Source organism: Streptomyces sp. Mut1 (assembly GCF_030719295.1).
Taxonomy (GTDB): Bacteria; Actinomycetota; Actinomycetes; order Streptomycetales; family Streptomycetaceae; genus Streptomyces; species Streptomyces castrisilvae.
In genome coordinates this window covers 157,003-183,583 of record NZ_CP120997.1, presented here as the reverse complement: position 1 = coordinate 183,583, position 26,581 = coordinate 157,003, and the positions used below count along the sequence as shown (strand labels likewise).

General features: G+C 73.2%; 5 protein-coding genes. All 5 read right to left on the bottom strand.

What is annotated here, in order from left to right; translation table 11 throughout:
- Positions 1-112 precede the first annotated feature (112 nt).
- Genes P8A18_RS00715 through P8A18_RS00695 form a run of 5 tightly spaced genes read right to left on the bottom strand, consistent with a single transcriptional unit; the run spans position 113 to position 26,529 of the window.
- Positions 113-313, bottom strand: coding sequence for a hypothetical protein (locus P8A18_RS00715; protein ID WP_306050725.1), 201 nt, complete (start codon positions 311-313; stop codon positions 113-115).
- Positions 313-1,104, bottom strand: coding sequence for an SRPBCC family protein (locus tag P8A18_RS00710; RefSeq protein WP_306050723.1), 792 nt, complete (start codon positions 1,102-1,104; stop codon positions 313-315). The genes P8A18_RS00715 and P8A18_RS00710 overlap by 1 nt, the downstream gene beginning before the upstream one ends.
- Entirely contained in the window at positions 1,101-2,354 is a 1,254-nt protein-coding gene (locus tag P8A18_RS00705; RefSeq protein WP_306050721.1) for a cytochrome P450, read from the bottom strand. Before P8A18_RS00705 ends, P8A18_RS00710 begins: the two co-directional genes overlap by 4 nt.
- A gap of 10 nt (positions 2,355-2,364) precedes the next feature.
- Positions 2,365-2,580, bottom strand: coding sequence for an MbtH family protein (locus tag P8A18_RS00700; RefSeq protein WP_306050719.1), 216 nt, complete (start codon positions 2,578-2,580; stop codon positions 2,365-2,367).
- 3 nt (positions 2,581-2,583) lie between these two features.
- A complete protein-coding gene (locus tag P8A18_RS00695; RefSeq protein WP_306050717.1) occupies positions 2,584-26,529 on the bottom strand; it encodes a non-ribosomal peptide synthase/polyketide synthase in 23,946 nt (7,981 codons plus the stop codon).
- Positions 26,530-26,581: the final 52 nt, after the last annotated feature.

Genomic DNA, 26,581 nt, shown 5'->3' with positions numbered 1-26,581 from the left:
AGCGGATTCCTTCGAACGCGCGGCGGCGAGGCGGACGGTCGGTCACCGAGCCGCAAGGGGCCCGCGGTGCCGGCACGCCTCGCGAGGGCGCGGGTGCGCTGCCGGCCCGGGGCTACCGGCCTCGGCGCTGCCGCACCGGGGCGAGCTTGGCGGTGAGCGCCGCGAGGAAGACCGGGAGCTTGTCGACCATGGCTCCGGGGACCGGTGTGGTCTGGACGGTGCCCTTCCGCACGTCTTCGACGACGAGGGCGTAGGCGCCGTTCTCCTCGACGAGCTCGGCGGCGAACAGCACGGTCTGCGTTGAGGTTTCCATCAGAGTTCCTGGGTCCGGGTGTCGTCGTTGAGCCAGGCGTTCCACGCCTTGGTGGCCTGCTCCTCGTCGGTGTCCTCGGCGAACAGATGGTGGGCGAGCCGGATCGGCACGTTCCACGTACTGCCGTTGAAGAACCGGTACAGGGCGTCCGGACCGCGCAGGCCGACGAAGTCGGTGCTGAGCCAGTCGACGGCCACCTCCACGGGTTCGCACTCCGGGCCCGGGGCGAGCAGTGTGAACCGGTCGCCGGCGACGGCGTCGTCCGGGAGGCCGAGCCGGCGGCGCAGGGTCGCGAAGTCGCCCGGGTCGGAGGTCGGTTCGGGGCAGCTCGCCGTGACGTAGCCGGCCCGGCGGCCGGCGAAGTGCCGGAGGTACTCGTCCAGCGAGTGCTGATGGAAGTCGACGTACCTCTCGGCCACTTCGGTCTTGGTCTCCCAGTTCCAGGCGTCGTCGACCACGCCCGTGTGCACCCAGTGGATGCCCATCCGCAGGCGGCTCGTGGCGCCGTCGGCCGCCTCGACGCGGTAGCTGAGCGTGTTGGAGAACCCGTCGTCCTGCGCCGCCCGGACCGCCAGGTGGTGCGGCGGTTCCCAGGCCACGACGGTGGCGTCTCCCCGGGTGACCTTTCCGCCGACGCGCGGCTCGATCTCCATCGGGTAGAGCCAGCCGAGGTTGCCGGCGCCGGTGGCCACCGCGTTCCAGACCTGCTCGGGTGGGGCGGGCAGGTCCTGTTGCCTGCGGACCTCGAACTCTCGGGCCATGGTGGGTACCGCTCCTTCGTCGTCGTTCACGGTCGGTGGGTGAGGGGGAGGGCGCTCAGGCGCCGTTGCAGCGGGTTGGGCCGCCAGTCGAGCACCGCCCCGTCGGCGAGGCGCAGACCGGGCAGCCGGCGCACCAGTGTGCCGACGGCCACCTCCGCCTGGAGCTTGGCCAGCGGGCCGCCGAGGCAGAAGTGCGGGCCGTGGCCGAAGCTGAGGTGCCGGTTGCCGGGGCGGGTCAGGTCGAGCCGGTCGGGGTTCTCGAAGCGCTCGGGGTCGCGGTTGGTGGCGCCGAGGAACAGGTACACCAACTCGCCCTCCCGCAACGTCCGTCCGCCGATCTCCAGGTCCTCGGCGACGACCCGGACGATCGCCTGGGTCACCGTGTCGTAGCGGGCCAGTTCCTCGACGGCCCTGCGGGTCAGATCGGGGTCGGCGCGGAGCCGGGCCAGCTGGTCCGGGTGGCGCAGCAGGGCCAGCACGCCGTTGGCGATCAGGTGCGTGGTGGTCTCGTCGCCGGCGGTGATCAGGACGAAGCAGGTGGACAGCAGTTCGGAGTCGGTGAGCCGGTCGTCCTGCGACTGCGTGGCGACCAGGGCGCTGATCAGGTCGTCGCCCGGCTCGCGCCTGCGCTGCCGGATGAGACCGGACAGGTACTCCTCGTACTGGTCGATCGCGGTCTCGGACTTGCCGATGTCCTCGCTGAGCCGGCCGAAGCGGCGGAACCAGGTCTTGACCCGCGGCCGGTCCTCGTCGGGGATGCCGAACAGCTCACAGACGACGGACATGGGCAGGGGGGAGGCGACCGCCTCGATCAGGTCCATGACCGGCCCGGCGGCGACCGCCTCGTCGATGAGCCGGTCCACGATCTCCTGGACACGGTCGCGCAGGGCCTCGACGCGGCGGGCGGTGAAGGCCCGGTTGGCCAGTTTGCGCAGCCGGGCGTGGTCCGGCGGATCGGTGTTGGTCATCACCCGGCCGAGTCGCTCGGTGAGCCGGCTGAGGGCTTTCATGTCGCCGCCGAGCGCGCTGCACGCGCGGGTCATCCTGTCCCGGTCGTTGGACAGCCGCAGATCGCAGAGCGCCGCCTCGACGTCGGCGTACCGGGTGAGGTACCAGACGCCCTGAGGGCTGCGGTGGACCGGGTCCTCGCGCCGCATGCGGGCGTAGAAGGGGTACGGGTCCCGCCGGGCCCCGGCAGTGAGCAGGGCCGCGGCGAGGTCGTCGGACCGGGCGGGGCCCGCGGCGTCGCGAGTCCCGCCCAGTGTTTCGGTGGAGGTCATGTCGGCCGCTCTACCGCTGCGCGTCCATGGCGTCCGCAAGGCTCTTGGGCCGCATGTCGGTCCAGGTCCGCTCGATGTGCTCCAGGCAGGCGGCGTGGGTGCCGGGGCCGTGGGAGACGGTCCAGCCGGCCGGCACGTCCGCGAACTGCGGCCACAGCGAGTGCTGGTTCTCGTCGTTGACGAGGACGACGAAGGTGCCGTCCTGGTCGTCGAAGGGATTGGTCATGGGTCAGTCCTCCTGAAGGGGAAGGGTGGTGTCACCGGCGTCACCGGTGGCCTCGGCGATCCTGGCGGCCAGGATCGGCCCGATCTGGGCCAGCGACCCCGCTCGGGTCATCTGGTCGTGCCGCGTGGTGATCTCGTGGGACTCGATCCGGCCCGCGATGTACGGACGCCAGAGATCCGGACCGGCGTCGTCGTCGCCCCGGTCGATCGTGGAGTTGAACAGGAGCAGGTCGCCGTCGTACCTGCCGGGGACGAAATCGACCGCCAGCTTCGCGTTGTTGATCATGATGTGGACGATCACTTCGACCTGCCGCTCGTCGAGTCCGGCCAGGGCGCTGCCCCGCCGGTTCAGGACCTCGGCGACCTCGGAGTAGGCGATGTCCCGGTCGCCCAGTTCGTCGGGGTCGACGTCGAGCACGCCGACGAGCACGTCCCGGACGGTGGGCACCGGCTCCTCCTCGAACCGCACGTCCTTGACCGGGTAGGCGTCCAGGACGGCCAGCAGCGCGGTCCGCTCACCGCGCGCCTGAAGTTCGCAGGCCAGCGCGTGGGCGATCAGCCCTCCCGCGGACCAGCCGAGCAGCAGGTACGGACCCTGCGGCTGGACCTTCTGGACGTGGTCCGCGTAGTCGGCCGCCATCTCCTCGTACGACGCCGGCAGCGGCTCGGGCCGGCCGAGGCCGCGCGCCTGGAGGGCGTAGACCGGGTGCCGGCGGCCGAGGTGGTTCAGCAGCCCGCTGTACGACCAGCTGATGCCACCGCCGGGATGGACACAGAAGAGAGGCGTCTCCGTCCCGGTCGAACGCAGGGGCAGCAGTACGTCCAGGGCGTCGTCCGGATTGTTCATGGCCAGGCGTTCGGTGAGCCCGGCCACGGTCGGCGCCTCGAACAGCAGGCGCAGTCCCAGCTCGACCCCGAGGGTCTCGCGGACCCGGGAGGCCAGCCGGGCGGCCAGCAGCGAGTGCCCGCCCAGGTCGAAGAAGCCGTCGTCGATGCCCACCCGCTCCCGGCCCAGGACCTCGGCGAACAGCCCGCACAGCAGTTGCTCCTGCGGTGTCCGGGGCCCGCGTCCGGAGTCCGTGACCCGGTAGTCGGGGGCGGGCAGCGCGGCCCGGTCGAGCTTGCCGTTGGCGGTCAGCGGCAGGGATTCCACGGTGACGAACGCCGCCGGCACCATGTAGTCGGGCAGTTCGCGGCGCAGCCGGCCGGCCAGCTCCGCGGTCCCGGGTGCGGCTCCGGGCGCGGGCACCAGGTAGGCGACCAGCTGCTTGTCGCCCGGCCGGTCCTCACGGGCGACCACGGCCGCCTGTGCGACATCCGGGCAGCTCGCCAGGACGGCCTCGATCTCTCCCGGCTCGATCCGCTGACCGCGCAGCTTGACCTGGTGGTCGACGCGGCCGGCGAACTCCAGCGTGCCGTCGGGAAGCCACCGGGCCAGGTCACCGGTACGGTACACGCGGCTCCCGGCAGGACCGTACGGGTCAGCGGTGAAGCGCTCCGCCGTCAGGCCGGGCCGGCCGAAGTAGCCGCGGGCCACGCCCGTCCCCGCGAGATACAGCTCACCGACCATCCCGGCCGGCAGCGGACGCAGCCGGCCGTCGAGCACGTAGGCGCGCATGTTCGCCATGGGCCCGCCGATCGGCACGGTCGCGGCGTTCTCGGGGAGGTCGTGCACCGGGTGACGGGTGGCCAGGGTGGTGGCCTCGGTGGGCCCGTAGCCGTTCACGACCTCGATGCCGGGGCAGGCCGCCAGGACCCGGGCGACGGCGGCCGGCGAGACCACGTCGCCCCCGGTCCACACCTCGCGCACCTCGGCGAGCAGACCCGGGCGCTCCTCGGCGACCAGGCGGAACAGCCCGGCGGTCAGCCACAGTCCGGTCACGCCGTGCGTGGCGATCGTGTGCTGCAACAGGTCGAGGTCGAGCCGCTCGGGCGGTGCGACCACGATCCGGCCGCCGTTGAGCAGTGGAACCCACAGTTCGTACGTCGAGAGGTCGAAGGCCGTCGGGGAGTGCATCAGCACCCGCTCGTGCCCGCCGCCGCGCCACTCGGGGGTCAGCGCGAGACCCACGACGTCCCGGTGGGTGACGGCCACCCCCTTCGGCCGCCCGGTCGAGCCGGAGGTGTACATGATGTACGCCAACTGCCCGGCCTCGCACGGGACGTCCACAGGAGCCGGATCGTCGTCCCCGGACCGCAGCAGCGCGGTGAGCACTTCCCGGGTGAGGACCAGCGCCGCCCCGCTCTCCCGCAGGATCAGGTCGATCCGCGAGGAGGGGAATCGCGGGTCCAGCGGTACGTAGGCGCCGCCGGCCTTGATGACGGCCAGGATCGCCACGACCAGCTCCGCGGAGCGGTCCAGCATGACCGCGACCGGGGTCTCCGGTCGTACGCCATGGCGGATCAGCGCCCGCGCCAGGCGGTCGGCCCGCAGGTCGAGTTCCGCGTAGGTCAGCTCGGTGCCGTCCGCCACGACCGCGACCGCGTCCGGGGCAGTCCGCACCTGACGGGCGAAGAGCGCGGGTACCGCGTCCGCCGACAGCTCCGCGGCCGTGTCGTTGAACCCGTGGAGCAGCCGGTGGCGTTCCGCGTCGGACATGAGGTCGATCCGGCTGATCGGCCGGTCCGGGTCGGTGACCGCCGCGCGCAGCAGACGGGCCCAGCGCTCGAACAGCAGCTCCACGGTGGACGCGTCGTAGAGGTCGGTGGCGTACTCCACCGCGCCGGCCAGTCCGGCGGCGCCGCCGTCCGGGCGGAACCGCTCGGCCAGGCTGAACGTCAGGTCGACCCGTGAGGTCCCGGTCGGTGCCTCCACATGACGCGTCTCCAGTCCCGGCAGCGCGAACTCGCCGAGCGGCGCGTTCTGCAGCGCGAGCATGACCTGGAACAGCGGGTGGTGGGCCAGCGACCGCACCGGGTTGGCCACCTCGACCAGGTACTCGAACGGCACGTCCTGGTGGTCGTAGGCGGTGAGCGCCTTCTGCCGCACCCGGCCGAGCAGTTCGGCGAAGCCAGGGTCACCGCTGGTGTCGGTGCGCAGCACGAGGGTGTTGACGAAGAACCCCACGAGCTCGTCCAGCGCCTGATCGGTCCGGCCGGCGATCGGACTGCCGATCGGAATGTCCGTACCGGCGCCCAGCCGGCTCAGCAGGGCGGCGAGGCCGGCCTGAAGCACCATGAACATGCTGGCGCCGCGGGCGGTGGCCAGCTCGCGCAGCGCCTGGTGCAGCTCGGGGTCCAGGGCCACCACGACCCGGTCGCCCCGCTGGGAGGCCACCGGCGGCCGGGGCCGGTCGGCCGGCAGGTGCAGCTGCTGCGGAATGTCCGCCAGCTCCGCCTTCCAGTAGGCCAGCTGACGGGCGAACAGGCTGTCCGGGTCGGCGGTGTCGCCGAGCAGGTCGCGCTGCCAGCCGGTGTAGTCGGCGTACTGCACCGGCAGCGGGGACCACCGCGGTTCCTCGCCCCGGCAGCGCGCCGCGTAGGCCGACGCGAGGTCCCCGGAGAGCGGCCCCATGGACCAGCCGTCGGCGGCGATGTGGTGCACGACGACCAGGAGCACGTGCCGGTCGGGGGCGAGCGCGTACAACTCGGCCCGGATCGGCGGCTCCGTAGCGAGATCGAAGCCGCGCCGGGCCGTGTCCGCGAGCCGCTCGGCCAGTCGGCTCTCGTCGATCTCGGTCACGGGCAGCGCCGGATGTGCCTCGGCGGCGCTCAGCACCACCTGGTACGGGACACCGTCGGTCTCACAGAAGACCGTCCGCAGGCTCTCGTGCCGGGCGATCACGTCCGCGAGCGCGGCACGCAGGGCCGGCCGGTCGAGGCCGCCGTCCAGGCTGAGCGCGAGCGGCATGTTGTAGGTGGCGCTCGGGCCGTCCATCCGGTGCAGGAACCACAGGCGGCGCTGGGCGAAGGACAGCTCCACCCGCTCCTGGCGGGGCCGGGCGGTCAGGGCGGGGCGAGCGGCTCCGGCACCGTCGAGCCGGGCCGCAAGTCCGGCCACGGTCGGGACCTCGAACAGGGTCCGGACCTCCAGTTCCGCGCCGAGGGTGGCACGGACCCTGGAGGCCAGACGGGTCGCCAGCAACGAGTGCCCCCCGAGGTCGAAGAAGCTGTCGTCGACCCCGACCTGGGCCAGCCCGAGCACCTCCGCGAACAGCCCCACGAGAACCTGCTCCTGCGGGGTGCGCGGAGCCCGCCCGGCGTTGGCCGGGCCGAGGCCGGGGGCGGGCAGCGCACGGCGGTCGAGCTTGCCGCTCGCCGTCAGCGGCAGCGAATCCAGGGCCACGAACGCCGACGGGACCAGATGGTCCGGCAGCCGCCCGCGCAGCCAGTCGCGGAGCTCACCGATGAGGGCGCCGGTGCGGCGGCTGCCGGTCGGGCGGTTGGTCAGCGAGGACAGCGCCGTCCCGGCGGCACACGCCGGCCGGTACTGCCCGGCGGGGGAGCCGGGGCGCGTCCGGGGGTCGGCGAGGACGACGTCCACGGCGTCGGCCGCGAGCGCCGACCAGGTGACAGTCACGGTCCGGCCGAACTCCTGCCCGAGGGCGTGGAAGTCCTCCGGGTCGGGCAGGCCGCTCGTCTCGTCCGGGGCGTGCAGCCGCCGCAGCAGCTCGGCGAGCGTCCCGTCCCCGTCCCGCACCGCTCGGGCCAGGGCGGCCTCCCGCACCACTCGGCGGTTCGGCACTCCGGTGATCCGCAGCACCTCGGGCGGCTGCCCGCCGAGCAGTTCGCGCAGGCCGGCCGGCCCGTCGATCTGCCGGTCCCACTCCAGCTCGGCGACCCGGCCCCGGGCCTCCGTGCCGGCCGGCGCCTTGCGCAGCGTCACGTCGTAGCGGTAGCGGGTCAGCTCGTTGTGGTGGCGGCCGCGCTTGACCTCCACGGACACCGCGCCGATGTCCGTACCCCGGTCGCGCAGGACGGCGAAGAAGTCCGGGTCGACCAGGAGTTCCTTCTCCACCCTGACCGCCTGCTCCACCGCACGGCGGACGGCCGCGAGATCGGTGCCGTCGGCGGTCCGGTGGAGTTGGACGGCGGTGGCCAGCGGGCGCAGCAGCCGCAGGTTGCGGACGTCACCGATGAAGAGCGCCCCGCCGGGGGCGAGCAGCCCCATCAGCTTCCCGACCACGTCCGCGAGGTAGTCCGCGGACGGGAAGTACTGCACCACGGAGTTGATGACGATGGTGTCGAACTCGCCGGCCGGCAGCCCCTCGGTGTCGTGCGCCGGCCGGGTCCGGAGCACCACACGCCCGGTCAGCCGCTCCTCCTTCGCCACCTGGGTGGTGAGGGAGTCGATCGCGGTGGCGGAGAAGTCGGTCGCCCAGTAGCTGTCGCAGTGGGGTGCGATCTGCGAGAGCAGCAGCCCGGTGCCGACCCCGACTTCCAGCACCCGGCGCGGGCGCAGGGCCAGGATGCGGTCCACCGTGGCGTCGCGCCACTCCCGCATCTGCTCGACGGGGATCGGTGTGGCGTCGTAACTGCTGTTCCAGCCGACGAAGTCGTGCCCGAAGACCGCCTCCCCGGGGGCGATCGGCAGGGCGTCGTAGATGTCCTGCCACTCGCCCACGTGGTCCGCCTCCAGCCCGTCGTCGCGGGACGGGCCCGGACGCGGAACGACGTAGCCGACGAGCCGGTCGTCCCCGGCCACGACAGCGGCCTGGGCGACGGCGGGGTGCTCGGTGAGCGCGGCCTCGATCTCTCCGGGCTCGACCCGGAAGCCGCGCACCTTCACCTGGTCGTCGGCTCGGCCGACGTACTCCAACTGGCCGTCGCCCAGCCGGCGGACCAGGTCGCCGGTGCGGTACATGCGCTCGCCGGACGCGAACGGGCAGGCGATGAACCGTCCCGCCGTCAGGCCCGGCCGGTTCAGATAACCGCGCGCGAGACCCGCGCCGGCCACGTACAGCTCCCCGGTCACGCCCGGCGGCACGGGGCGCAGCCGCTCGTCCAGCACATAGACCCGGGCGTTGGCGATCGGCCGTCCGATCGGCGGGACGCCGGCTCCGGGGGACAGCGGGTCGCTCATGGTCGCGCACACGGTGGTCTCGGTCGGGCCGTACGCGTTGATCATCCGGCGTCCGGGTGCCCAGCGTTCCACCAGGTCCGGCGGGCACGCCTCGCCCGCGACCACCAGCGTCGACGCGGTCACCGCACCGTCGGCCACGGCGGCCAGGACGGACGGCGGCACCGTCACATGGGTGATGCCGAGGCCCGGATCGGTCAGCGCGGCGAGCGGCCCCGCCCCGGCGGGCAGCACCAGAGCGGCCCCGCACAGCAGGGCCGTGCAGATCTCCGACACCGAGGCGTCGAAGCTGGGGGAGGCGAACTGGAGCACCCGGCTGTCGGGCGCGATCGCGAAGCGCTCGATCTGTCCGGCGACGAGACTCGCCAGACCGCCGTGGCCGACCACGACGCCCTTGGGGCGGCCGGTGGAACCCGAGGTGTAGATCACGTATGCCGGGTGCCGGGCGTCGATCGCGGTCTGCGGGTCGGTGTCCGGCCAGTGGCCTTCTGTGACCGTGGCGGGGTTGTCGACCACGAGTGCGGGGTGGGCGTCGTCCAGCATGTACGTGATGCGGGCGGGTGGGTAGTCGGGGTCGACCGGGAGGTAGGCCGCTCCCGCTTTCAGTACGCCCAGGACGGCGATGACGGACTCCACCGAGCGTGGCAGTGCCACGGCCACGACCTGCTCCGGTCCGACACCCCGTCCGATCAGCGTGTGCGCGAACCGGTTCGCCTGTGCGTCGAGTTGACGATAGGTCAGTTCTGTTGCGCCGTGGACGAGTGCGACCGCGTCCGGGGTTGCGGCCACCCGCGCCGCGAAGGCATTCGGCAGCGGGAGGGTGCCCACGTCGCGGGCGGTCGCGTTGTCCTGTTCCAGCATCCGGCGCCGCTCGTCGGCGTCCAGGAGGTCGATCCCGCCGATCGCCTGCTCCGGGTCGGCGGTGACGGCCTTCAGCAGGAGGGTCCAGCGCCGGACAAGGGCGTCGACCGTCGAGCGGTCGAACAGGTCGGTGGCGTACTCGACCGCGCCGACGATTCCGGCCGGGGCCCCGTCCGCGCCGAACCGTTCGACCATGCTCACGCCGAGGTCGAACTTGGCGGTCCGGGTCGCCACCGCGTAGGTGGCGACCTCCAGGCCGGGCAGCGAGAACCGGCCGGTCGGGGCGTTCTGCACGGCCAGAATGGTCTGGAAGAGGGGGTGGTGGGACAGGGACCTGGACGGGTTCAGTGTCTCCACCAGGTGCTCGAACGGGACGTCCTGGTGTGCGTACGCGGAAAGCGCCGTCTCCCGTACCCGGCCCAGGAGTTCCGTAAAGCTCGGGTCGCCGCTCGTGTCCGTGCGCAGGACCAGGGTGTTGACGAAGAACCCGACCAGGTCGTCCAGTGCCTCATCCGTACGCCCCGCGATCGGACTCCCGATCGCGACGTCCGTACCCGCGCCCAGCCGGGTGTACAACGCGGCCAGCGCGGCCTGCAGCACCATGAAGAGGCTCGTCCCGGTGCTCCGGGCCAACTGCGCGAGGGAAGAGTGCAGTGCGGGGTCGAGTTCCAGTCCGATGTGGTCGCCCTGCCGGCCGGCGACGGCCGGACGCGGCCGGTCGGCCGGCAGCTGGAGCAGCTCGGGCAGGCCGGCCAACTGCTGCTTCCAGTAGGCGAGCTGCTCGGCGAACCGGCTCTGCGGGTCGGCGGCGTCACCGAGCAACTCGCGCTGCCACAGCGTGTAGTCGGCGTACTGCGCCGGCAGAGCCGGCCGGCTCACCGCCCGGCCGGCGCAACGGGCCTCGTACGCCTCGGCCAGGTCACGGGCCAGCGGCCCGGTGGACCAGCCGTCCGCGGCGATGTGGTGCATGACGAGCAGCAGTACGTGCTCATCAGGAGCGACCGTGAACAGGTCCGCGCGCAGCGGCGGCTCCGCCGCCAGGTCGAAGGGACGCCGGGCGGACTCGGAGAGCCGCTGCGGCAGTCCGGCCCGGGACACCTCGGCCGGCCGGGCCCGCAGACGGACCGCGTCCGGTTCCAGCACGCGCTGGCACGGCACGCCGTCGACCTCCGGGAACACCGTCCGCAGACTCTCGTGCCGGGCCACCACGTCGGCCAGCGCCAGGTCCAGCGCGGCCCGGTCGAGCGTTCCGGTCAGCTCCAGCGCCAGCGGAATGTGATACGTCGCGGCTGCGGCGTCCATGCGGTGCAGGAACCACAGGCGGCGCTGGGCGAACGACAGCGGCACCACCTCGGGCCGCTGGTACGGGGTCAGTGCCGGGCGGACCCGGCCTTCCTCGCCCAGCGCCTCGGCCAGGCCCGCCACGGTGGGCGTCCGGAACAGCGCGCGCAGCCCCAGCTCCGCACCGAGCACGGAGCGCACCCTGGCGACCAGCCTGGTGGCCAGCAGGGAATGCCCGCCCAGGCCGAAGAAGTCGTCGTCGACCGAGACCAGCGGCACGCCGAGCACCTCGGCGAACAACTCGGCGAGGATCTGCTCCTGCGGCGTGCGCGGTGCCCGGCCGCTCCCGGCGGGAGCGGCTTCGGGCGTGGGCAGCGCCGCGCGGTCCAGCTTCCCGTTCGGAGTCAGCGGCAGTGTGTCCAGCACGGTGAGAACGGTCGGCACCAGGTAGTCCGGCAGCCGTTCGCGCAGATGCGCCGCCAGCTCCGCGGGGCGCACGGAGCGGCCGGGACGGGCAGCCACGTAGCCGACGAGCCGGTCGTCCCCGGCCACGACAGCGGCCTGGGCGACGGCGGGGTGCTCGGTGAGCGCGGCCTCGATCTCTCCGGGCTCGACCCGGAAGCCGCGCACCTTCACCTGCTGGTCGGCTCGGCCGACGTACTCCAGCTCGCCGTCGGCCCGGCGCCGCACCAGGTCGCCCGTGCGGTACATCCGCGCGCCCGGCGGCCCGAACGGGCAGGCCGTGAACCGTCCCGCCGTCAGGCCCGGCCGGTTCAGGTATCCGCGGGCCAGCCCCGGCCCCGCGACGTACAGCTCCCCGGTGACGCCCGGTGGTACGACGCGCAGTCGCTCGTCCAGTACGTACACCCGGAAGCCGGCGACCGGTCGTCCGATCGGCGGGACGCCGGTTCCGGGGGACAGCGGGTCGCTCATGGTCGCGCACACGGTGGTCTCGGTCGGGCCGTACGCGTTGATCATCCGGCGTCCGGGTGCCCAGCGTTCCACCAGGTCCGGCGGGCACGCCTCGCCCGCCACCACCAGGGTGGTGGCGGTGAGTCCGGCGCCGTCGAGCGCGGCGAGGGCCGAGGGCGGCAGCGTGACATGGGTGACGGAGAGCCCGCCGTCCGTGAGGGCCTCAAGCGGGGCCTCGGCGGGGGCCAGGACGAGGGCCGCGCCGGTGAGCAGCGCGCTGCAGAGGTCCCAGAAGGACGCGTCGAAGCTGGGGGAGGCGAACTGGAGCACCCGGCTCCCCGGCGCCACGCCGAGCCGGTCGCGCTGCATCGCCACCAGACGGGACACGCCGGCATGGCTCACGACGACGCCCTTGGGGCGGCCGGTCGAACCCGAGGTGTAGATCACGTATGCCGGGTGGCGGACGTCGATCGCGGTCTGCGGGTCGGTGTCCGGCCAGTGGCCTTCCGTGACCGTGGCGGGGTTGTCGACCACGAGTGCGGGGTGGGCGTCGTCCAGCATGTACGTGATGCGGGCGGGTGGGTAGTCGGGGTCGACCGGGAGGTAGGCCGCTCCCGCTTTCAGTACGCCCAGGACGGCGATGACGGACTCCACCGAGCGTGGCAGTGCCACGGCCACGACCTGCTCCGGTCCGACACCCCGTCCGATCAGTGCGTGCGCGAACCGGTTCGCCCGGGCGTTCAGTTGACGATAGGTCAGCTCTGTCGCGCCGTGGACGAGCGCGACCGCGTCCGGGGTTGCGGCCACCCGCGCCGCGAACAGCTCCGGCAGACTCGCCCCCGCCGCCTCTTCCCCGACGGGCGGCAGCAGCTCACCTCGTTCCTCGGCGGACAGCAGGTCGATCCCGCCGATCGGCCGGTCGGGTGCGGCGGCGACCTCGGCCAGCAGCCTGGTCCACCGGGCGGCCAGAGCCCGCACCGTCGAGCGGTCGAACAGGTCGGTGCTGTACTCGATCGCGCCGCTGAGCCCGGCCGGTGCGCCGTCGGGTCCGTGCTCCTCCGCCATGCCGAAGGTCAGGTCGAGTCGCGCGGTACCGGTGAGCACGGCCATCCCGGAGACCTGGATACCCGGCAGCTCGAAGCCGCCGCCCGGCGCGTTCTGCACCACCAGACCGGTCTGGAAGAGGGGGTGGTGGGACAGGGACCTGGACGGGTTCAGTGTCTCCACCAGGTGCTCGAACGGTACGTCCTGGTGTGCGTACGCGGAGAGTGCCGTCTCCCGTACCCGGCCCAGGAGTTCGTTAAAGCTCGGGTCACCGCTCGTGTCCGTGCGCAGGACCAGCGTGTTGACGAAGAACCCGACCAGGTCGTCCAGTGCCTCGTCCGTACGCCCCGCGATCGGACTCCCGATCGCGACGTCCGTTCCCGCGCCCAGCCGGGTGTACAAGGCGGCCAGCGCGGCCTGCAGCACCATGAAAAGCGTCGCCCCGGAACGCCGGGCCAACTCCGCCAGGGAGGCGTGCAGTTCCGCGTCGATCCGGAGTTCCAGCACGTCGCCGCCGTACGACATGACGGCCGGACGGGGCCGGTCGGCCGGGAGCCGCAGCTGCTCGGGCAACCCGGCCAGCGTCTTCCTCCAGTAGGCGACCTGCCGGGCGAACAGACTGTCGGCGTCGTCCTCGTCGCCCAGGATCTCGTGCTGCCAGAGGGTGTAGTCGCCGTAGGTCACCGGCAGCGGCGGCCATTGCGGTTCCGCGCCACCCAGCCGGTGCGTGTAGGCGGCGGCCAGGTCACGGGCCAACGGCCCCATGGACCAGCCGTCCCCGACAATGTGATGCATCACCAGCAGCAGCACGTGCTCGTCGGGTGCGACCGCGAACAGCTCCGCCCGCAGGGGCACTTCCGTGGTCAGGTCGAAAGCACGCACCGCCGCGTCGCGCAGCAGCGCGGGCACCTCGGTCCCGCCGGCCGTGCGCACGGCCAGCGGGATTGCTGCCTCGGCGGTGTCCAGCACCCGCTGGTGCGGGATTCCGCCCGTCTGCGGGAAGACCGTGCGCAGGGTCTCGTGCCGCGCCACCACGTCCACGAGCGCGGCGCTCAACGCCCCCCGGTCGAGGTCCCCGGACAGCCGCAGGGCGAGCGGCATGTGATAGGTGGCGCTCGGTGCCCCGAACTGCTGGAGGAACCAGAGCCGGCGCTGAGCGAAGGACAGCGGCATCAGTTCGCGGCGGGGCCGGGGCACGAGAGCCCGCCGCGCGGTGCCGGCGCCGTGCAGCCCGGCCGCCAGCCCCGCGGGGGTCGGGCTCCGGAACAGGGCGCGCAGCTCCAGTTCGACGCCCAGGGTGGCCCGTACCCGCGAGACCAGCCGGGTGGCGAGCAGGGAGTGGCCGCCCAGCTCGAAGAAGTCGTCGTCGACCCCGACCCGCCCGGTGCCCAGCACTTCCGCGAACAGCTCGCACAGGATCTGCTCCTGCGGGGTACGCGGTGCCCGGCCACCGCCGGCCGCATCCGCTTCCGGGGCGGGCAGCGCCGCGCGGTCCAGCTTCCCGTTCGGAGTCAGCGGCAGAGCGTCCAGCAGCACGAACGCGGACGGCACGAGGTACTCCGGCACCCGGTCCCGCAGAAACGCGGACAGTCCCGCCCCCGTCGCGGTCCCGTCCGAGGGGACGACATAGGCAACGAGCCGGTCCTCCCGGGCGAGTACGGCGACCTGGGCGACGCCCGGGTGCGCGGTCAGCTCGGCCTCGATCTCGCCGGGCTCGACCCGGAAGCCGCGCACCTTGACCTGGTGGTCGATCCGGCCGGCGTATTCCAGCTCGCCGTCGGCCCGCCAGCGCACCAGGTCGCCGGTGCGGTACATCCGCGCACCGGCCGGTCCGTAGGGGTCGGCCACGAATCGCGTCGCGCTCGGACCGGGCCGGTTCAGGTAGCCGCGGGCGAGCCCCGCGCCGGCCAGGTACAGCTCGCCCAGCACTCCGGGTGCCACCGGACACAGTGCCGCGTCCAGGACGTACGCCCGGCAGTTGGCGATCGGGCGGCCGATCGGCACGGGCAGCGGGCAGTCGGCGGAGTCGTCCGGAAGCGCGTAGGCGGTGATCACATGGGTCTCGGCGGGCCCGTAGTGGTTGTGCAGAACCCGGCCCGGACGGCGGGCCCGGAAGCGGCGGACGGCACCGCCCAGCCGCATCGCCTCCCCGGCCTGCGCGACCAGCCGCAGGTGGGGCAGGCCGAGCCCGGCCTCCTCGGCGGCCTCGGCCAGCGCCTCGACCACCAGGTTCGGCGCGAACAGCTCCTCGACCCGGTGCCGGTCGAGCCAGCGCGCGAACAGTTCGGCACTGCGGCGCTGCTCCTCGGTGGGCACCACCAGCGTCTTGCCGTACAGCAGCGCGGACAGCACCTCCTGCACCGAGACGTCGAAACTGATCGCGGTGAACTGCGCGGTGCGCGTGCCGGGTTCGCCGCCGACGACCCGGTGGTGCCACGTCAGCAGGTTCAGCAGTCCGGCCGCGGGCATCGTCACGGCCTTGGGCCGGCCGGTGGAGCCGGAGGTGTAGATGACATAGGCCGGGTGGCGGCCGTCCACGGGGACGGCCGGATCGTGCTCCGGCCGGCGGCCGGACGGAGTGACGTCGGCGAGGTCGTCGAGCACCACCGCCGGGCGCGCGTCCTCCAGCATGTACGCGATGCGCGCGGCCGGGTAGTCGGGGTCGACCGGCAGGTACGCCGCGCCCGTCTTGAGCACCGCGAGAACGGCGATCACCAGCTCGGCCGAACGCGGCAGCCTCAGGGCGACGACCTGCTCCGGTCCGACGCCCCGCGCGATCAGCGCATGGGCCAGTCGGTTGGCCCGGCGGTTCAGCTCGTCGTAGGTCAGCACGTTGTCCTCGAACACCACCGCCGGAGCCTTCGGCGCCGACCGGGCCTGCGCCTCGAACAGCGCGGGCAGGGTGGTGTCGGGGACCGGGGAGGCCGTGTCGTTGCGGGTGACGAGCAGCTCGCGCCGCTCCTCGGCGGTGAGGACGTCGATCCGGCTCAGCGGACGCTCCGGCTCGGCGACGACCGCCGCCAGCAGCCCCAGCCACCGGGCGACAAGGGCCTCCACCGTCGCGGCGTCGAACAGGTCGGTGCTGTACTCGACCCGCCCGACGATGCCTTCGGCCCGGCCCCCGGCTCCGCCGCGCTCCAGCAGGTGGAAGCCGAGGTCGAACATGGTCGTCGGCGTCCCCACCAGGACGGCCTCGGTGGCCAGACCGCTCAGCGCGAACTCGGTGCGCGGCACGTTCTGCAACGCGAGCAGCACCTGGAACAGCGGCTGGCGGGTCAGCGACCGGGACGGGTTGAGGGCCTCCACGACCTGCTCGAAGGGCAGGTCCTGGTGCGCGTACGCGCCGAGCGAGCGCTCCCGGACGCGGACCAGCAACTCCGCGAAGGAAGGGTCACCACTGGTGTCCGTGCGCAGGACCAGGGTGTTGACGAAGAACCCGATGAGGTCGTCCAGCGCCTGGTCCGTCCGGCCGGCGATCAGGCTGCCGACCGGGATGTCCGTGCCGGCCCCGAGCTTGTCCAGCAGGGATGCCAGGGAGGCCTGGAGCACCATGTACACGCTGGCGCCGTGCTCCCGGCCGAGCCGGAGCAGCCCCGCGTGGAGTTCCGCGTTCAGTTCGATCGCCAGCCGGCCACCGGAGCAGGAAGAGGTGGCGGGACGGTGGCGGTCGGCGGGGAGCCGGATCTGCTCCGGCAGGCCGTCGAGCGTCCGCATCCAGTAGGCGGTCTGGCGGGCGGACAGACTGTCCTCGTCGGACGGATCGCCGAGCAGTTCGTGTTGCCAGAGGGTGTAGTCGGCGTACTGCACGGGCAGCGGCGCCCACCGCGGCTCCTCGCCCCGGCCGCGCGCCGCATAGGCCGTGGCCAGATCGGTGGCCAGCGGGCCCAGCGACCAGCCGTCACCGGCGATGTGGTGCGTCACCAGGAGCAGCACATGATCGTCCGCCGAGACCTCGAACACCTCGGCGCGCAGCGGAGGTTCGGACGCGAGGTCGAATCCGCGCGCCGCGGCTCCCGCCAGCAGTTCCGACAGAACCGACTCGTCGGCAGGGGTCACCGGCAGGGTCGGGCGCACCGCCTCACCCACGGGCAGTACCCGCTGGTGGGGGACGCCGTCCGAGGCGGGGAAGACCGTGCGCAGGGTCTCGTGCCGGTCGACGAGATCGCCCAGCGCCGATTCCAGGGCCGCCAGGTCCAGCGGGCCCGAGAGCCGCCAGGCGAGGGGCATGTTGTAGACCGAGTCGGCGCCCTCCAGCTGGCGCAGGAACCAGAGCCTGCGCTGAGCGGACGACAGCGGCACGACCTCGGGCCGCTCGGCGCGTTCCACGGCGAGCCTGGCCCGGTCCGCGCCGCCGAGACCGGCGGCCAGCCCTGCCACGGTCGGCGTGCGGAACAGGGCGGGGAGGGCCAGTTCCACGCCCAGCACCGAGCGGGCCCGTGCGATGAGCCGGGTGGCGAGCAGGGAGTGGCCGCCGAGGTCGAAGAAGTCGTCGTCGGCACCGACCCTCGGAAGGCCCAGCACCTCCGCGAACAGCCCGGCCAGCACCTGCTCCTGCGGAGTGTGCGGTGCCCGGCCGGCCGAGGACGCGGCGGACTCCGGCTCGGGCAGGGCGCGCCGGTCGAGCTTGCCGTTCGGCGTCAGCGGCAGAGCGTCGAGAAGGACGAAGGCGGCCGGCACCATGTAGTCCGGCAGCCGCTCGCGCAGGTGAGCCCGGAGTTCTTCCGTCCGGGGCTCCGCCCCGGTGGCGGGCCGCAGGTAGGCGACCAGCCGGGGGCCCCGCGCCCGGTCCTGCCGGACGGTCACGGCGGCGTGTGCGACGTCGGGGTGTTCGGTGAGGGCGGTCTCGATCTCGCCGGGTTCGATGCGGAAGCCGCGTACCTTGACCTGGTCGTCGGCGCGGCCGAGGAATTCGAGGTTTCCGTCGGTGTTCCAGCGGACCAGGTCGCCGGTGCGGTACATCCGCGAGCCGTCCGGACCGAACGGGTCCGCCACGAACCGCCCCGCCGTGAGACCCGGCCGGTTCAGATAGCCGCGTGCGAGTCCGGCACCCGCGATGTACAGCTCGCCCGTCACGCCTTCGGGTACGGGGCGCAGGGCGTTGTCGAGTACGTGGAGGCGGGCGTGGGTGACGGGCCGTCCGATGACGGGGCGGGGGCTCGTCGCGAGGGAGGCGGTGACCGAGTTGACGGTGCACTCGGAGGGTCCGTACAGGTTGAGGCAGGAGGTTCCCTCGGCGGCCCGCAGCCGCTCCCACAACTGCTCGGGGACGGCCTCCCCGCCGGCCGCCACCAGCGCGGGGCGATGCCGGGGATCGTCCAACAGCCCGTGATCGAGCAGAACCTGGAGGTAGGAGGGGGTGGCCTCGACATGGTCGAGACCGTGGCACACCACGTAGTCGACGAAAGCCCTTGGGTCGGTCCACGTCGCGTGGTCCAGGACGTGCAGCTCATGACCCGCGAACAGAGCGAACAGCTGATCGCAGGAGGCGTCGAAGGACACCGAGGTGGTCAGCGCCATCCGCAGCCGCTCTCCCGCACGGGAGAGCAGCGGGCGCTGGTCGGTGAACAGGTTGGCCAGGCCGCCGTGTGTCGCCACGACGCCCTTGGGCCTGCCGGTGGAACCCGAGGTATGGATGACGTAGACCGGGTGGCCGGGGTCGACCACCACCATCGGATCGGCCGCCGGGAAGCCGGCCACCAGCTCCGCCGTCTCCGGGTCGTCCAGGACCAGCCGGCCGGCCGGACCGTCCGGAAGACGGCCCAGGGCGCGGCTGTCGGTCACCGTCAGCACCGGGTGGGCGTCGTCGAGCAGGTACGCGATCCGGGCGGCCGGATACTCGGGGTCCACCGGAACGTACGCCGCACCGGACTTCAGGACCGCGAGGATCGCCACCACCAACTCGGCCGACCTCGGCAGCGCCACCGCCACCAGCCGCTCCGGGCCTGCACCCCGCGCGATCAAGGCGTGCGCCAGCCGGTTCGCCCGCGCGTCCAGCTCCGCGTACGTCAGCGACACGTCACCGCACACCACCGCGACACTCTCGGGAATCGCGCGGACCTGAGCCCGGAACAGCTCCGGCAGGCTCCCAGCGGTCGCTTCCGCCGCCGGCCCGGTACCGAGGGCCGCCACCGCGCGGTGCTCCTCGGCGGTGAGCAGGTCGACCCGGCTGAGCCGCCGTCGCGGGTCGGCGACCGCGGCGCGGAGCAACCGCTCCCACCGGGCGATCATCGTCTCGACGGCGGCCGGGTCGTAGAGGTCGTCCGCGTACTCGACGGACCCCTCGATCCCGTCCGGGGTGCCGTCCTCCGCGTGGCGTTCGGACATCGTGAAGGTCAGGTCGAGCTTGGCGGTGGTCGAGGCCGCAGCCATCTCGCCGACACGCAACCCGGGCGGCGCGAAGTCGGCCCGGGGCGCGTTCTGCAGCACCAGCATCACCTGGAAGAGCGGGTGGTGCGCCAGCGACCGGGACGGGTTCAGGACCTCGACCAGGTACTCGAACGGCAGCTCCTGATGGGCGTACCCGGCCAGCGCCGTGTCCCTGACCCGGTCCAGCAGCTCGGCGAACGTCGGATCGCCGGAGGTGTCCGTACGGAACACCAGGGTGTTGACGAAGTAGCCGACAAGCTCGTCCTGCGCCTGGTCGGTCCGGCCGACGACCGGACTGCCGACCGGGATGTCGTCGCCCGCGCCCAGCTTGCTGAGCAACGCCGCGAGCCCGGCCTGGAGCACCATGAACAGACTGGTCCCGTGCGCGCGGGCGAGTTCCCGCAGCCCGCGGTGCAGCCCGGCGTCCAGCCCGGCGCGCACGGAACCGCCCCGGTGCGAGGCGACCGCCGGACGGGGCCGGTCGGTGGGCAGCCGGATGAGCTCCGGAAGACCGGCCAGCTGCCGGGTCCAGTAGTCCGCCTGGCCGGCGAGCAGGCTGCTTCGGTCGGCGGAGTCGCCGAGAAGTTCGTGCTGCCAGAGGGTGTAGTCGGCGTACTGCACGGGCAGCGGCTCCCACTGCGGCTTCTCACCGCGGCGGCGCGCCGTGTAGGCGTCGGTCAGCCCCTCCGTGAGCGGCCCCAGCGACCAGCCGTCGCCGGCGATGTGGTGGAGCACCAGTTGGAAGACGTGCTCGTCCGGCGCCGACTCGAACAGCTCGGCCCGCAGCGGTACGTCCACGGACAGGTCGAACCGCCGGTCCTTGGCCGCCGCCATCAGGGCCGGCAGCCCCGCCTCGGTGGTCCGGCTCACACGCAGCCGCGGTCCGGCCGCCTCCGCGTCCAGCACCAGCTGGTGCGGCACGCCGTCCACCTCGGGAAAGACGGTGCGCAGGCTCTCGTGCCGCGCCACCACGTCCGCCACGGCGGCCTCCAGGGCCGACCGGTCCAGATCGCCGGAGAGCCGCCAGGCCAGGGAGATGTGGTAGTTCGCGCCGGCCGCTTCCAGCTGGTGCAGGAACCACAGCCGCCGTTGTGCGAACGACAGCGGGACGACCGCGGGGCGCTCGCGCCGCGCCAGGGCGGCCTGCGCGGGCCCCGCCGCCATCAGCGCGGCGGCCAGACCGGCCGGGGTCGGCGCCTCGAACAGCGTGCGCAGCGGCATCTCCACGCCGAGCGTCGCGCGCACGCGGGCAGCCAGCCGGGTGGCCAGGAGGGAGTGCCCGCCCAGATTGAAGAAGCCGTCATCGACACCTGCCGACGGCGCGCCCAGGACCTCCGCGAACAGCTCGCGGAGGATCTGCTCCTGAGGGGTGCGCGGCGCACGGGACGCGGCCGTCGGGCCGATGCCGGGGGAGGGCAGAGCCCGGTGGTCCAGCTTGCCGTTGACGGTCAGCGGCAGGGCGTCCAGCGTGACGAACGCCGACGGCACCATGTACTGCGGCAACCGCTCGCGCAGGTGCTCCCGCAGGTCGGCGGGGCGCGGTGCCCCACCGGCGGCCGGCACGAGGTACGCGGTCAGCCGGGTGTCGTCGGCCCGGTCCTGCCGGGCCAGGACGGCGACCTGGGCGATGCCGGGATACGCGGCCAGGGCGGCTTCGATCTCGCCGAGCTCGATCCGGAACCCGCGTACCTTGACCTGCTGGTCGGCCCGGCCGACGTAGCGCAGGGTGCCGTCGGCGCTGCGGCGCACCACGTCCCCACTGCGGTACATCCGTGACCCCGGCGGTCCGAACGGGTCCGCCACGAACCGCCCGGCGGTCAGGCCCGGACGGTTCAGGTAGCCCCGCGCCGGCCCGGCACCCGCGACGTACAGCTCGCCGGGAACGCCCGGGGCCACCGGCCGCAGGCCGGCGTCGAGCACGTGGGCCCGCAGGTCCGGGAGGGGGGCGCCGATCTCACCGGCGGCGGTGCCGGTCCGGTCGAGCGCCGCGTGGGTCACGTGCACGGTGGTCTCGGTGATGCCGTACATGTTGACCAGTCGCGGCGCGTCCTGGGGGTGCCGCCCGTACCAGCCCGACAGCCGGGCGTGCTCCAGCGCCTCCCCGCCGAAGACCACCGTGCGCAGGGCGAGCCGGCCGCCGGTCGCCGGGTCCTCCGCGTCCGCCTGCATCAGTTGGTAGAAGGCGGACGGCGTCTGGTTGAGCACCGTCACCCGCTCGCGGGCGAGCAGTTCCAGGAACCGGCCGGGCGAGCGGCTGGTCTCGTGGTCCACGACCACCAGACGGCCGCCGTGCAGCAGCGGGCCCCACAGCTCCCACACCGAGAAGTCGAAGGCGTAGGAGTGGAAGAGGGTCCATACGTCGTCGGCGCCGAAGCCGAACAGCTCACGCGTGGTGTCGAAGAGGCGCACCACGTTGGCATGCGGGACCACCACGCCCTTGGGGTCGCCGGTGGAGCCGGATGTGTGGATGACATAGGCGGCGTGGGCCGGGTCGATGGCCACGTCCGGGTCCGTGTCCGGCATCCCTGCCAGGTCGCAGGTGTCGAGCAGCAGCCGGTCCGGGCCATCCGCGCCCAGCCGCTCGCCCGCCCGGCTCGTCGTCACGAGCAGCGCGGGCCGGGTGTCCTGGAGGAGATAGGCGATGCGGGCAGCGGGGTACTCCGGGTCCACCGGCACGTAGGCGGCACCGGCCTTGAGCACCGCGAGCACCGCCACGACCAGTTCCGCCGACCGTGGCAGGGCCAGCGCGACCAACTGCTCCGGCCCCACCCCCCGGTCGATCAGGGCATGCGCCAGCCGGTTGGCCCGGGCGTTCAGCTCGCCGTACGTCAGGGAGGCTTCGCCGCTCGTGAGGGCGGTCGCGGCCGGGTTCGCCCTCACCCGCTCCTCGAACAGCGAGGGCAGGCCGCTCCGAGGCAGCTCGCCCGTCTGCCCGGTGCCGGCCGGCAGCAGCGCCGCGAGTTCCTCGGCGGACAGCACGTCGACCTGTCCGATCCGCCGGCCTGGGGCGGCGACGACAGCGCGCAGCAGCCGCAGCCACCGCTCGACGATCGCGGTGACGGTGGCCGCGTCGAACAGGTCGGTGCTGTACTCCACGACCCCTGACAGACCGCCCGCGCCGGGCTGTTCGGCCAGGACGAAGGTCAGGTCGCACTTGGCCGTTCCGGTGGGGACCAGGTCAGCCGCCACCCGCAGTCCCGGCAGGCCGAACGTGCCGGACGGCGCGTTCTGCAGGGTGAGCATGGTCTGGAACAACGGGTGGTGCGCGAGTGTCCGGGTCGGGTTCAGCGCCTCCACGAGGTGCTCGAACGGCAGGTCCTGGTGGGTGTACGCGGCGAGCGCGTCGGAGCGCACCCGGCCGAGAAGCTCGGTGAACGACGGGTCTCCGGACACATCGGTGCGGAGCACCAGAGTGTTGACGAAGAAGCCCACCAGGTCGTCCAGCGCCTCGTCGGCGCGTCCCGCGACCGGCGTGCCGATCGGAATGTCGGCCCCGGCGCCGAGCTTGCCGAGCAGAGCGGCCAGACCGGCCTGGAGCACCATGAAGAGACTGGCCCCGCCGTCACGGGCGAGTGCGCGGAGCCCCTGGTGCAGCTCGGCGTCGATGCGCACCGGCAGCTGGGCGCCCTGGTAGGACATGGACGCGGGGCGGGGCCGGTCGAAGGGCAGTTCGAGCTGGTCGGGCAGGCCGGCGAGCCGCTCCCGCCAGTACGCGAGCCGGCCGTTGAGCAGGCTGTCCGGGTCGTCGCCGTCGCCCAGCAGCTCCTGCTGCCAGAGGGTGTAGTCGGCGTACTGGACGGGCAGCGGCGACCACTGCGGCTTCGCACCCTTGGCCCGGGCCGCGTACGCGGTCGTGAGATCCCGCGAGAGCGGACCGGTCGACCAGCCGTCACCGGCGATGTGATGCACCACCAGCAGCAGCACATGCTCCTCGGCGCCGATCCGGAACAGTTCGGCCCGCAGCGGCGGCTCCTCGGCGAGCTCGAAGCCCTGCCGGGCCGCCTCGGCCAGCCGGCCGGGCAACTCGCTCCCGCACACCTCGGTCATCCGCAGCCGCGGCCGTGCCGCGTCCGGGTCCAGGACGCGCTGGCACGGCTCGCCGGCGACCATGGGGAAGACGGTGCGCAGACTCTCGTGCCGCCCGACGACGTCCGCCAGTGAGGCTTCCAGGGCGCGCTCGTCCAGGCTTCCGGACAGCCGCAGGGCCAACGGGATGTTGTAGGTGGCGCTCGGACCCTCCATCCGGTGGAGGAACCACAGCCGGCGCTGGGCGAACGACAGCGGTACCGTCCCGAGCCGCTCACGCCGCCCCAGCGCCGGACGTGCCCGGCCCGCGACATCCACCCTGGCCGCCAGCCGCGTCACTGTCGGCGCGTCGAACAGATCGCGGAGCCGCAGTTCCACGCCCAGCACCGACCGGGCCCGTGCGATGAGCCGGGTGGCGAGCAGGGAGTGACCGCCGAGGTCGAAGAAGCTGTCGTCGAGACCGGCCTCGGCGACCCCCAGCACCTCGGCGAAGAGCCCGGCGAGCAGGTGCTCGACCGCGGAGCGGGGGGCGCGGCCCGGTGCGGCGGGCCGGTGCTCGGGGGCGGGGAGAGCCCGCCGGTCGAGCTTGCCGTTCGGCGTCAGCGGGAGTGCGTCCAGCACCACGAGTGCCGACGGCACCATGTAGTCCGGCAGCCGTTCCCGCAGTCGTTCCCGCAGTTCGTCCGGGGCGACGGTCCGTCCCCCGGCGGGGACGACGTAGCCGACCAGCCGGGCTTCCTCGTCGGTACGGACCGTGACGACGGCGTGTGCGACGCCGGGGTGTTCGGTGAGGGCGGTCTCGATCTCGCCGGGTTCGATGCGGAAGCCGCGTACCTTGACCTGGTCGTCGGTGCGGCCGAGGAATTCGAGGTTTCCGTCGGTGTTCCAGCGGACCAGGTCGCCTGTGCGGTACATCCGTGAACCGCTTGGGCCGTAGGGGTCGGCGACGAACCGTGCCGCGGTCTGGTCGGGCCGGTTGAGGTAGCCGCGTGCGAGTCCGGCACCCGCGATGTACAGCTCGCCCGTCACGCCTTCGGGTACGGGTCGCAGGGCGTTGTCGAGTACGTGGAGGCGGGCGTGGGTGACGGGCCGGCCGATGACGGGGCGGGGGCTCGTCGTGAGGGGGGCGGTGACCGAGTTGACGGTGCACTCGGAGGGTCCGTACAGGTTGAGGCAGGAGGTTCCCTCGGCGGCCCGCAGCCGCTCCCACAACTGCTCGGGGACGGCCTCCCCGCCGGCCGCCACCAGCGCGGGGCTGTGCCGGGGATCGTCCAACAGCCCGTGGGCCACGAGGTCCTGGAGGTAGGAAGGGGTGGCCTCGATGTAGTCGAGGCCACGGCGCGCCGCGTAGTCGACGAACGCCTCCGGGTCGGTCCACGTCATGTGGTCGATGACGTGCAACTCATGACCCGCGAACAGGGCCATCAGCTGGTTCCAGGAGGCGTCGAAGGACACCGAGGTGGTCAGCGCCACTCGCAGCCGACGCCGGTCGTTCAGCAGCGGGGCGAACTGCACCTGCCGGTGGTCGGTGAACAGGTTGGCCAGGCCGCCGTGTGTCGCCACGACGCCCTTGGGTCTGCCGGTGGAACCCGAAGTGTGGATCACATACGCCGGGTGGCCGGGGTCGACCGCCACCATCGGATCGGCCGCCGGGAAGCCGGTCACCAGCTCCGCCGTCTCCGGGTCGTCCAGGACCAGCCGGCCGGCCGGACCGCCGCCGGGCAGGCGCTCACCACTACGGCCGTCGGTGACCACCAGGTCCGGGTGGGCGTCGTCGAGCAGGTACGCGATCCGGGCGGCCGGATACTCGGGGTCCACCGGAACGTACGCCGCACCGGACTTCAGGACCGCGAGGATCGCCACCACCAACTCGGCCGACCTCGGCAGCGCCACCGCCACCAGCCGCTCCGGCCCCGCACCCCGCGCGATCAACGCGTGCGCCAGCCGGTTCGCCCGCGCGTCCAGCTCCGCGTACGTCAGCGACACATCACCGCACACCACCGCGACGTCCTCGGGAATCGCGCGGACCTGAGCCCGGAACAGCTCCGGCAGGCTCCCAGCGGTCGCTTCCGCCGCCGGCCCGGTACCGAGGGCCGCCACCGCGCGGTGCTCCTCGGCGGTGAGCAGGTCGACCCGGCCCACGGCCTCGTCCGGCCCGAGGTCCGCGACGGCTTCGAGCAGGGCGAGCAGCCTCCGCTGGTGCGCGGCCAGGTCGTCGTCGCCGTACGCCTCCGGAGCGCCGTGCAGCCTGAGGAGCGGGGGGTTGCCGTCCCGGTAGTCGAACAGCCAGATCGCCAGGTCGGAGGTCGAGCCCGACACGAAGTGGTGCACCGATGCGGGGTGCCCGGCGAAGCTCGGCCTGGCGTGGAAGGCCATGATGTTGACGATCAGCGGGAACGCCGTTCCGATGCTGCCCGGCGCGCCGAGGTCGCGCAGCAGGTCCTCGCCGCGGTAACGCTCGTGCGCGACGGCCGACTCGACCTCGCGCGCCACCTGGGCGACGAGGTCGCCCCACGCCATGTCCGGTCGTACGGTCAGCCTGAGGGGAACCACGTTGGACATCGTGCCGGGAATGGGCGCCAGGTCGCGGCCGGAGTTCCGGCGTGCGGTGACGGGAAGGGCGAGTACCACGTCCTGGGCGCCGGTCAGCCGGTGGGCGTAGAGCGCCGTCGCCGCGATCACGACCCGCGACCACCTGACACCGGCCCGAGCCGCCGCGGCACGCAGCGCCCCGGGACTTCGCAGCTCCAGTTCGCCGGCCATGCGCAGGCTCCGGTGCGGGTCGGTCACGGAGGTGTCCGTGAGCCGTGTCGGGGCGGGCAGGTCGGTGAAGCGCTCGGTCCAGTAGGTGCGGTCCGCTGTGAAATCGGCGGAGGAGCGGTAGGCGGCGTCGCCTTCGACCAGGTCCCGCAGCGCGCCGAACGGCGAGGGCGCGACGACGCCCCCCTCGGCCAGTGCCGAGTACACCGCGCCGACCCGCTCCCGCACCATCGAGCTGCTGATCGCGTCCAGCACCACGTGGTGGTAGTTCAGGTACCAGAGGAATTCCGTCGGGGACAGGCGGATCAGCGCATGGCCGAACAGCGGATCACGGGTGAGGGACAGCGGACGGGCCAGGTCCCGCTCCATCCACTCCATCGCGGCCGCCCGGGGGTCCGGCTCGGCCCCGAGATCGAGGTGCGCCGGCGCCCAGTCCCAGGTCTCGCGGAGAATCTGGCGCGGGCCCTCACCGTCGTCGACGAAGGTGACGTGCAGGGCGTCGACCTCGTCGACCACCCGGCGCAACGCGGCTTCGAACAGCTCCGGGTCGACCGGTCCGTGGATTTCCAGGCACTCGCCGACGCGGTAGCCGGGGATCGGAGTCGGGGAGCTCTGCTCGGCGAGCCAGATCTCCCGTTGGGCCGCGCTGAGGGGAAGGACGTCGCCGTCGCGACGGGACATGGGGGTACCTCCAGAGGTGTGGGTGGCATGCGCGCAGGGCTCGCCGACCGCG